Raw genomic sequence first — 8,860 nt, 5'->3', positions numbered from 1 at the left:
GTACTGTGGTAGTAGTATAGTTAGTAGTATTAGTTATATTAGTAGTGTACATACTGATAGTTGTGTGCGTGTGTGACATGTATTTAAATTAGTAAACTCACAAAATTTTCCTATTATTTTAAAAAAGATGCCTTACCCCTCAAAAACGCGCTCTAGCCCTGCTAAAACCGCATCCCTACTGCATTTTTACGATATTACATTTTTTAGAGTGAAAGCGTTGCGCAACGCCTTATCATTTAAAAAAAACATGTTAGTAGCTACTAACGTAAAATGAGTTTTGCAGAGAAAGCTCTACTTCCAATTTACTTTTAAGCCGTAGCACTACGCCAAATAGCTCAAAAATCACACTGTAGCACTACGCCCTCTCGCTGCAACCAATACGTAGCGCTACGCATAAATGCGACGTAAGACAGAAAAATCAGAACACCAACTTATTGACAAGAACGCATTTCGCCCTTAGCTTGATCATAAAGAAATCAACTTCCATCGAGATTATGAAAAGAAAAACTTTCGACACTGAGACATGGATAGGGAAAGGAGAAGCTCTGTTAGAATTAGGACTGAATGTTTCAAAAGAAGACACGATTCACCACGAAACAATGAATACTATTGCCCTAAATCTTCCACTATTACGAAAAGCATTAAATGCTGGGAAAAAGGAAAAAGCAGAAAAAATAACAAATGAATTAAACAGTTTAAATAGCGATATTGACGACAAAGTATGGAAAATATGGAGTACAAGAATTCGCGTTAAGAAAAATAACGAAAAAAAGAAAACTGTTAGATTAGAGAATGAAAGTTTATCATACGTTAGAGATTACTCTAAGGCTAAAAAAACGACAGTAAATTCCATATTTAAAAACCTTAATCATGAATATTTCTTTGTTGATAAATCGCAAAAAAAATATTTAGATGCTTTCGCAAAACTTCAATATCGCGAAAAAAGAATGTTTAAGTTAATTTGTGAGAATATCGTAAATCGCATACAAGAGGGAAAAACAATTGACTTAGCAGAAATAACATTTGAAGTAAGTACCGGTAAAAAAAACGACTTCGCTACTAAATTTGGTACATTCGGTAATGCCGAGTTAACCATAAAGACGACTAAGCTGACTCAAAGCAATAAGCTAAACCCTGCCGTCCCTATTACAGTGATTGATCCATTACCTTGGAAAATTCTCAAACTTCTAGTATTACTTCGTCGTAGGTATCTACCCTAGACTCAAGCTACTTTATCGCCCCATTTGTTGCTAACGCGAAATAATATCTATTATTTCGCTGGGACAAAACAGCCATATAAATCACTAATATCGCCTGATATTATCTTCTTCGCTTTCTAAGCACTTCCATTCAAATTCAATACTTTTAACTACAACTTCGGAGCATTTTATGAATGCAGCTTGCCCCTATGCGCTGTATTTAGGTCGACTTGCGCCTAATAGTCAGCGCTCTATTGCTTCACAGCTAAATAGCATCGCAGACATGATGGGTTGGACTGATGAAGAGCGAACAAATAAATATCATCATATCGATTTTCAACAAGCTACCTATATTAAAACGAAGCTTATTACTCAGGGTTGGTCAGCTAGATCTATCAACAGAGCAATGATAGCGATCAGAAGTATCGTAAAAATAGCTGTACTGTCTGGACTCGTTCCAGAAATGCAGTCGATTCAACTTCGGGCTATCAGCAAAGTGAATCACGGCAAACATAATGGAAAGCCTCTCTCAACTGAGCAGGTCAGAAAGCTGTTGATAAAGTTACAACGCGATACATCTATTCTCGGTATTCGAAACTACGCGTTAATCTCAACACTTTTAGGCACAGGGTTACGACGAAGTGAACTAGTAGCACTCTTGGTAGAAGACTTTATCGAAGGTACTGCTCTGATCGTCAGAAAAGGAAAAGGTAACAAGAGCCGAACTGTTCATCTGCCAGCATGGACGCAACTTGCGCTGAATCAATGGCTAGCACTTCGAAGTAAAAGCAACGGCCACTTGTTTGTTCGTGTCGCAAAAGGTGGAAATATTAAACACAACACCGCGTTGTCATCGTGCTCTATCTATTCACTCACTAAAAAGTCGCTAGCATCAATTGGCGTAGAAGGAGTCTCGCCGCATGACCTTCGACGAACGTTTATCACACGATTACTTGAACAAAATGTAGATATAAACACTGTGCGCCAAATGGCAGGACATGAGGATATCAGTACGACCATCATGTACGACAAACGAAATGAAAAAGTGATGCAAGAAGCTGCATCTCTGCTTTCCTATCAATAATGGGGCGCTAGCATGTCTTATAAAGTACTCAATAAGTCGAGTGAGCTTAATTACCTTGCATGTGAATGGGGCAAGCGATTACTCAACTATCTGCCTTCAATCGATACCGATATACTCAGTAAAAGTCTTGCCAGTAATTTGCGTGGTAGCAAGGTATCTGCCCAATCATTTTTCATAGGTAGAAGCAAAAACGTCAATTACAAAGCTTGCCTCACTATTACTGATACCCAACCTCAGGTAACGAAAACCTTTTTAGCTAATTGTTGCTATATCAGAACCGTGATGGACTTGCCTAAGCAAACCGAGTTACTGATTCAGTTCGCCTTGCTCTCACAGGTTAACAAGTGGATTAGAGCGCTTTCTTCTGAGGTGCACATGCAAACAAGCCACCTTTCGTTAAACGAAATCCTCAAAGACATTTCAGGCATCAGTGACGAACTATTTTCTCACGCAACTGCGCAGCTCAATCATTATGGTTTTCTGCCTGATACAGACTTTTTGTCCTTCGAGTATGGTGCAATGCCAAAAGCACTTGTTCGAACGCTGTTAAGTGAAACAATTACCTCAAGGGAAACACTTATAGCACCGTTGCTGCATCCTTCGCCCGATGCAAGCTTCACATTAGATAATTTTCCTCACGTGAATACTGCGCTTTTGTCGCAATATCTCACTGCTGCTAGTAAGTCTAGACAGTCTGGGGCAAGCATTTTGCTCTATGGAGCTTCAGGAACAGGTAAAACAGAGTTATCGAGGACACTTGCCAAATACTGCGATAGAACACTTTACGAAATTCGTTCTACTGCACTTGCTAGCAATTTCTCTGAAGATGAGTTCAATAGCCGCTTTCCAAACAAAGAAAGGCTTCGTTATTTAGCTTTACTTCAATCATTGCTGACGTGTAAGGCGGACGCTATGTTGCTGGTAGATGAATGCGAGAGTTTATTCGATTGTGCTGACAGCCAATACAGCAAAGAACATCTACAGCGATTCATTGAGCAAAACGAAATTCCCTGTATTTGGATTACAAATCATATCCAATATCTCGAGCCAAGCTTTATCAGGCGATTCAAGCTCGTATTAGATGTTCCCACTTTAAGACCAGAAGAAATCGAACAGATAACGCGGCCTTACTATCACGGCTTAAGTGTTTCTACGTCTGCACGAAAAATAATTAGTCAAACAGAGAACATTACGCCAGCAATTGTTGCTAACGCAACACATGTCGCTCACGCTGTGAACGCTAAACGTGCTCGCGCAGAAGCTGTAATCGGTCAAGTTGTCGAAGCGTCACTTAGAGCAACGGAGCAATGGCAAAATAAACTTGAGTACAAAAGTGAGCTACCTTTCGATACGAGCTACTTAAATATTAAGCAGTCAAAGGAGTATCTCAACGAAATAGCGTATGCACTTAAGCAAAACCAGCCAGCGAGAACATTAATTTCAGGTCCTCCAGGAACAGGTAAAACCGCTTTCGCGCACTATTTGACAGAGCTACATGGTAGGAAACTGCTGCGTGTTAAATGCTCTGATATTTTAAGTAAATGGGTGGGTGAAAGTGAGCAAAAGGTGGCTGAACTATTTCAACGCGCTCATGATGAAGAGCAAGTCATCTTGCTTGATGAAGTGGATAGCTTACTAAGCTCACGCGAAACGCTCACCGCTCATCACGAACATCAGCTTGTTAATGAGTTCTTAACGCAAATAGAGTGTTTCACACAGCCTTTATTCGCTGCTACTAACTTTTCCGACAAGCTTGATAAAGCTGTGTTACGTCGGTTCGATTTCAAACTAGACTGCCAATACCTTTCAACTACTCAAGTAATAGAGTTGTACAAAAAGCTCACTAAAGTAAGAACGCTCAAGGAAGCTGAGAAGCAAAGGCTATCTTCACTGCGCAACCTTACACCCGGTGATTTCGCTCTACTGGCTCGTCGAAAGAAGTTTCAACCCAATATTCAAATTCGTGACTTTGCCATCAACCTGTTGGCAGACGAAAACCTGCGCAAGCAGACGCAAACCTCAATGGGCTTTATTCGCCCTTAACATTCAAAGGTAAACATTATGACTACATCAGTATTGAGTTCGCTCAAGGTTATCGCTCGTCCTGAAATCAAGCAGAAGCCACCGGTATTGAACAAGCGTATGAAGCTAATCAACCGACTCGAACAGCAAAAAAAGCTCGCCACTTGTATGCTTGACGGCACACCATTCGTGGCATACAAAGAAAAAACCGTCAAAGATCCAGAAACAGGAGAGCGGATTAAAAAACGTTGGCAAGCTACTGTTCGTCCTTGGTACTACGACACCGATAACCATTATTTCCTTGAAGTAAAAGTGGGCATAAGAGCAATCGAGTTACAAAAGGGGAAACCAGCCATAGATGTTGGCGATAAAGAAAAGCTTCCCGAGGTCATCGACATTTTGATAAGCGCGGTAGAAAAAGGAGAGCTTGATGAGTTCTTAATATCGCCGCCAAAGACTGAAACCAAGGGGAAAACTCCGGCCAACGCAAAGTTAGCAAAATCGTAGTTAGCCCCCTGCTCTACTCATCAGTTATCGTCCTTAGCGCTTGATTGCGCGAACAGCGATAGCGAACCAAGAATCGAGTGCTGTCTATTTTATAAAAGTAAGTCGCACTAGCATTTCAGAAGCATAACGAATAACGCTACTGAAAGCGACGTAGCAGACACCGCAAACTGTTAGTCAGTGACTTTACTTAGTTGCTTGAAAGCGTCGTACAGACGCGCTAGGCAGCACTCACATTCATAGATTTCAATTAGAAGATTTTTTTATTATGCATATTCATTATGAAGGACTCGCTTTGCCTGTCTCAAAGCGATTTGCACAAGCACTTGTCGATTTACTTGTGCAGCATAGCGTGTCACAAACAAGCGTGACAATTAACTTCAGAGATCCTAACTATTCAGCTGAAAGTGGTGGTTTTCACCCTGTAGAGATCCGTTTGGAGAAACGCAATAACGCATGGCACTTTTGCTACGTCACGGATTTTGCCTATATAGGAAACGTCCCCTATGCAGAGCTAGCAAAAGACCTCGACTTTGATTTCGATGCAGGTGTTTTTCAAAACCTGTTCGGTGTGTTTCCTATTGAGCAAGCAACCGATATGTATCAAATATGGGAAGGTAACTTCTTGCATTACTTGCTGGAATTATATGTTTTCTCGATATCGGTATCCGAGTAGCTACAAAACATAAAAGTGTAAACACATTGGGAAAGCTGACAAACCAAAGGAGGTAATCATGTCGAGATGCTTTTCCAATTACAACTTCACCAACAGGTATGCCGCTTACGTAGTCTTTAAAGGTCGAACGCCAGGAGTTTACAAATCGTGGAAAGAAACTGAAGCCCTTGTGAATGGCTATTCAGGAAGCCGTTACCAGGGTTTCGCGTCTATCGAAGAAGCAAAACGCGCCTACAGACGCTTTCTGGACGACGGCAAAATAGTGCTCAAGGCAAAACGCAAAACCAAGCAAAAGAAACCTTTAAAGTCGAATATGGAAAACGTTGATCTTCCTCCTTGGGAATTAGATTAGGCTAAGTGGTCGCGAAGATAGGACGGTACAAGATAATTTGTGTCGTCCCTTTTCCTTTCTGTCTCGTCATTTCAAAGACGGTAGGCAGACTGGAAACAATATCGGTTACTTTTGCTGCACCATTGCCAGCGCTACTTTGCTCCTGTTTAGGTTTATCTGATTTAGAAACCTGACCAGCTTTTAAATTTTCGGTGAATATAAAGCCATCACAGGCGTTGCAAAATGACACTGGCACTTTCTTCTCACCTACGCCAAACACAAACTTCTCTGACTCTCTCAAACGTGACGCTAGCTTAGTAAAGTCGCTATCACTGGATACCAAAGTAAATGCGTCTATTTTTTCAGAATAGAGTAAATCCATCGCATCAATAATCATCGGTGCATCTGTCGTATTTTTACTCGTTGTATAAGCAATTTGCATTTTTTCTTGTTTCCCTTAACCTTACAGGCTTGGGTAAAATCAAGGAAATGTTATATGGCAGTTAGGATTGCAGAATATCTCGGTCAGAGAACCGATTGCGACGCCAAAGTAATCGAACCTATAGCACTAGGAACAGATGCACTATGCCCTTTCATGGACAAACCGTGCAGCAAAGTTTCAAAGAAAAGAAGAGCCAACCATCCTGTTTGCTCGGTAAGAAAGCCAAACGATGAAATATGGATTGTTTGTGAACACAGGCTCTGCTCTACGAGCAATACCAAAAAAGTTACGCTGCCAGAAAGGAACCGAAAAGGAGAGCCCAAAACAAAAGCAGTTAAAATTGGGCTTGTTGCTCATCAAATTGACATACTCAAAAAAATAGCTAAAACCATCTACAGAGAGCCTATTGATTTTTCGAAAGTGATGGTTAAAAGAGAAACTTTAGTCCCTCTCCCTGAAGCTGAAAATGCATATCACGCAGACTACATAATGAGGAACCTTTCACCGGGTGCAAAAGTTGACGAGATTTTATTAGAGATGCAAGGTGGAGGAGAGACCAATAACACAGGGAGTATTACTACGCATATCGACAATTGGGCTGCCAATCCTTATAGAACAAATGAAGACCTCAGAAAGTCGGTCAACGCAGGAACTCTGGAAACAAATGCTTGGAGACGACAGCAAGAGCAATTCTTGGTTAAGGGAAATGTCGTTGACCAAACAGGTGGTAAAATTGTTTTTGCCGTGGGTTCAGAGCTCTACGATTACCTTGAAAAGAGATTTAGAAACGCTGGCCTCAGGGACTTAAGAGCTCATAATTGGACCTTGTGTATATTGGCTTTTAAGGAACAGAAAGTTTCACCAATACCCGGCCCGATACCATTAGAAATTGACTCTAACAAAGTTATTTTCTCAAACTACTCGACTTTTGTAAGATTTCTTACAGATCAAGGTGGTCCAGAACCTTCAATTTTTGAAGGTGACTTTATCACTCTGGACAACAAGCCGTACCATGTTGATGCATCTCTTCCATAGAAGTTAAGCTTGTTGGCTCAGATTCTTCATCGACATTTATTATTTTCTGTGCGATCCAAGTTATAACGGGGACAGCAACTGCGTTCCCCGTTGCTCTCAGTCTATTAGAGTCCAATTCTTTGGAAAACCTTGTAGTTGCTCGCATTCTGAAGCCATCATTCGCCTCACATACAGCGTCTGCGCTTCCTCTTGAATCGAGAGTGTAGGTTTCTCCATCATTTCTATATCCTTTGGCTTGAGGCCCTGCCGTGTGCTTTCTTCCAATACTTGCATGCTGGATAGCGTAGACATCTGCTTTTCGTAAGCCTCTAATAACTTCTGGGGAAGCTTGTGTTCTCTGGCCTCTGCCCGAAGAATTAACGAACTGATCTGATCTTTCGTTAAAAAGCACTCTGGCGGAGCGCATGTCTCCAAGACTTGCAACAATGTACACTCTTCGTCTTCGCTGTGGTGTTCCAAAGTATTTTGCGTCCAAAACTCTCCACGAAATGCCATACCCGAGTTCTTCCAAGATTCCAATGAGGACTCTGAAATCTTGCCCCTTATGACTGTTGAGTAGTCCTGGAACATTTTCGATAACAAGCCATTCAGGTCTTCTTTCTTCGACGAGCTCTGCGTATTTATAGAATAATCCACTTCTTTCACCTTTCAGACCTTTTCTTTTACCTTGATTAGCTAAGGATACATCTTGACAAGGAAACCCTCCGCACCAAACATTAGCTTCTGGAACATCCTCAGCTTGGAGGCTATTTATATCTCCGTGTAAAGGTACGCTGGGCCAATGCTTTTTTAACACTTTTTGACAAAAGGAATTAACCTCGCATTGGAAAACCACTTCCATTCCAGCTCTTTCACAGCCCAAGTCAAACCCGCCTATACCAGCAAAGAAAGAAGCGACCTTGTGTTTCGCTTTTTCACTTTGTGTATCGCTATTAGATAAAATTCTGTTTACCACTTGAGAAACCGATGCTTTCTTGACCCATATAAATGCATTAAGAGCATCTTCGGAGATTTTATACCCGTCTTGATTAGATTTTTTAAAGGCGGGTAACTCTCCCAGTCTAATGTACCTGCGAGTTCCGTCTAAGTCTTTCACAAGACCTTCCGTAGCAAGCAATTTGGTTGCTTCTTTAACACTCAATAATTTCATCGGCGGGTACAAAAATTTGCTAACAATATAGACAAATAGTACAACATGAAAAAAATGAGTAAATAGTCAAAAATTATAAAACCAATTAAGTTATTGATAATAAGATAAATTAAATTATTCTCAGGATAATGGAGACAATGACGGCCTACCAAATGTGAGGGCCGTAAAAATCAAAAAAGCAATTTAAAACTAATAAATCAGCTATATAAAAAGATACTCTTTTTTAGAGTAACGGGGGATGACGCCAAGGGGCAGTATAAAACGACTGGTACGGCGAATTAAACTCGAGGTATCTCTATTGATACAAAATTTCGGCAAAAAAAACCCTGAACATTTCTGCTCAGGGCTTCTCTTGTTAATGGTGCCTCGACCCGGGATCGAACCAGGGACACGCGGATTTTCAATCCGCTGCTCTAC

The 8,860-nt window shown here is 41.0% G+C and carries 9 protein-coding genes; 7 read left to right on the top strand and 2 right to left on the bottom strand.

Going from position 1 to position 8,860, the window contains the following annotated elements; all coding sequences use genetic code 11:
- Positions 1-494: 494 nt before the first annotated feature.
- From KL866_RS10130 to KL866_RS10105, 6 genes are all read left to right on the top strand, one after another.
- Positions 495-1,220: a hypothetical protein gene (locus KL866_RS10130; protein WP_214994906.1), complete on the top strand. Its 726-nt coding sequence runs from the start codon at positions 495-497 to the stop codon at positions 1,218-1,220.
- Positions 1,221-1,389: 169 nt separating this feature from the next.
- A complete protein-coding gene (locus tag KL866_RS10125; RefSeq protein WP_214994904.1) occupies positions 1,390-2,283 on the top strand; it encodes a tyrosine-type recombinase/integrase in 894 nt (297 codons plus the stop codon).
- A 12-nt stretch (positions 2,284-2,295) separates the two neighbouring features.
- Positions 2,296-4,326 (top strand): ATP-binding protein, encoded by a 2,031-nt coding sequence (locus KL866_RS10120; protein WP_214994902.1) that lies wholly within the window; start codon positions 2,296-2,298, stop codon positions 4,324-4,326.
- An 18-nt stretch (positions 4,327-4,344) separates the two neighbouring features.
- Positions 4,345-4,812, top strand: coding sequence for a DUF6641 family protein (locus KL866_RS10115; protein ID WP_214994900.1), 468 nt, complete (start codon positions 4,345-4,347; stop codon positions 4,810-4,812).
- Between the two features lie 265 nt (positions 4,813-5,077).
- A complete protein-coding gene (locus KL866_RS10110; RefSeq protein WP_214994898.1) occupies positions 5,078-5,485 on the top strand; it encodes a DUF2787 family protein in 408 nt (135 codons plus the stop codon).
- A 58-nt stretch (positions 5,486-5,543) separates the two neighbouring features.
- Positions 5,544-5,837, top strand: coding sequence for an RNase H1/viroplasmin domain-containing protein (locus KL866_RS10105; RefSeq protein WP_061439131.1), 294 nt, complete (start codon positions 5,544-5,546; stop codon positions 5,835-5,837).
- Position 5,838: 1 nt separating this feature from the next.
- Here the strand turns inward: KL866_RS10105 and KL866_RS10100 are convergent, their stop codons facing one another.
- Positions 5,839-6,258: an NYN domain-containing protein gene (locus KL866_RS10100; RefSeq protein WP_251139951.1), complete on the bottom strand. Its 420-nt coding sequence runs from the start codon at positions 6,256-6,258 to the stop codon at positions 5,839-5,841.
- Positions 6,259-6,312: 54 nt separating this feature from the next.
- On the opposite strand from KL866_RS10100, the gene KL866_RS10095 reads away from it, so the two are divergent.
- Entirely contained in the window at positions 6,313-7,293 is a 981-nt protein-coding gene (locus KL866_RS10095; protein ID WP_214994896.1) for a hypothetical protein, read from the top strand.
- On the opposite strand, the gene KL866_RS10090 is transcribed toward KL866_RS10095, so the two are convergent.
- Positions 7,247-8,389: a DNA cytosine methyltransferase gene (locus KL866_RS10090; protein WP_214994894.1), complete on the bottom strand. Its 1,143-nt coding sequence runs from the start codon at positions 8,387-8,389 to the stop codon at positions 7,247-7,249. The two genes, KL866_RS10095 and KL866_RS10090, sit on opposite strands and share 47 nt — an antisense overlap.
- Positions 8,390-8,860 lie beyond the last annotated feature (471 nt).

This window comes from Alteromonas sp. ALT199, from assembly GCF_018619335.1.
In the GTDB taxonomy this organism is placed as follows: Bacteria; Pseudomonadota; Gammaproteobacteria; order Enterobacterales; family Alteromonadaceae; genus Alteromonas.
The sequence above is the reverse complement of the archived record's forward strand: the minus strand, read 5'-3'. Positions and strand labels throughout refer to the sequence as shown.

Bases quoted from the DNA above. Each gene is read 5' to 3' on its own strand.
- KL866_RS10130 (WP_214994906.1), top strand. From the start codon at position 495: ATGAAAAGAAAAACTTTCGACACTGAGACATGGATAGGGAAAGGAGAA.
- KL866_RS10125 (WP_214994904.1), top strand. From the start codon at position 1,390: ATGAATGCAGCTTGCCCCTATGCGCTGTATTTAGGTCGACTTGCGCCT.
- KL866_RS10120 (WP_214994902.1), top strand. From the start codon at position 2,296: ATGTCTTATAAAGTACTCAATAAGTCGAGTGAGCTTAATTACCTTGCA.
- KL866_RS10115 (WP_214994900.1), top strand. From the start codon at position 4,345: ATGACTACATCAGTATTGAGTTCGCTCAAGGTTATCGCTCGTCCTGAA.
- KL866_RS10110 (WP_214994898.1), top strand. From the start codon at position 5,078: ATGCATATTCATTATGAAGGACTCGCTTTGCCTGTCTCAAAGCGATTT.
- KL866_RS10105 (WP_061439131.1), top strand. From the start codon at position 5,544: ATGTCGAGATGCTTTTCCAATTACAACTTCACCAACAGGTATGCCGCT.
- KL866_RS10100 (WP_251139951.1), bottom strand. From the start codon at position 6,258: ATGCAAATTGCTTATACAACGAGTAAAAATACGACAGATGCACCGATG.
- KL866_RS10095 (WP_214994896.1), top strand. From the start codon at position 6,313: ATGGCAGTTAGGATTGCAGAATATCTCGGTCAGAGAACCGATTGCGAC.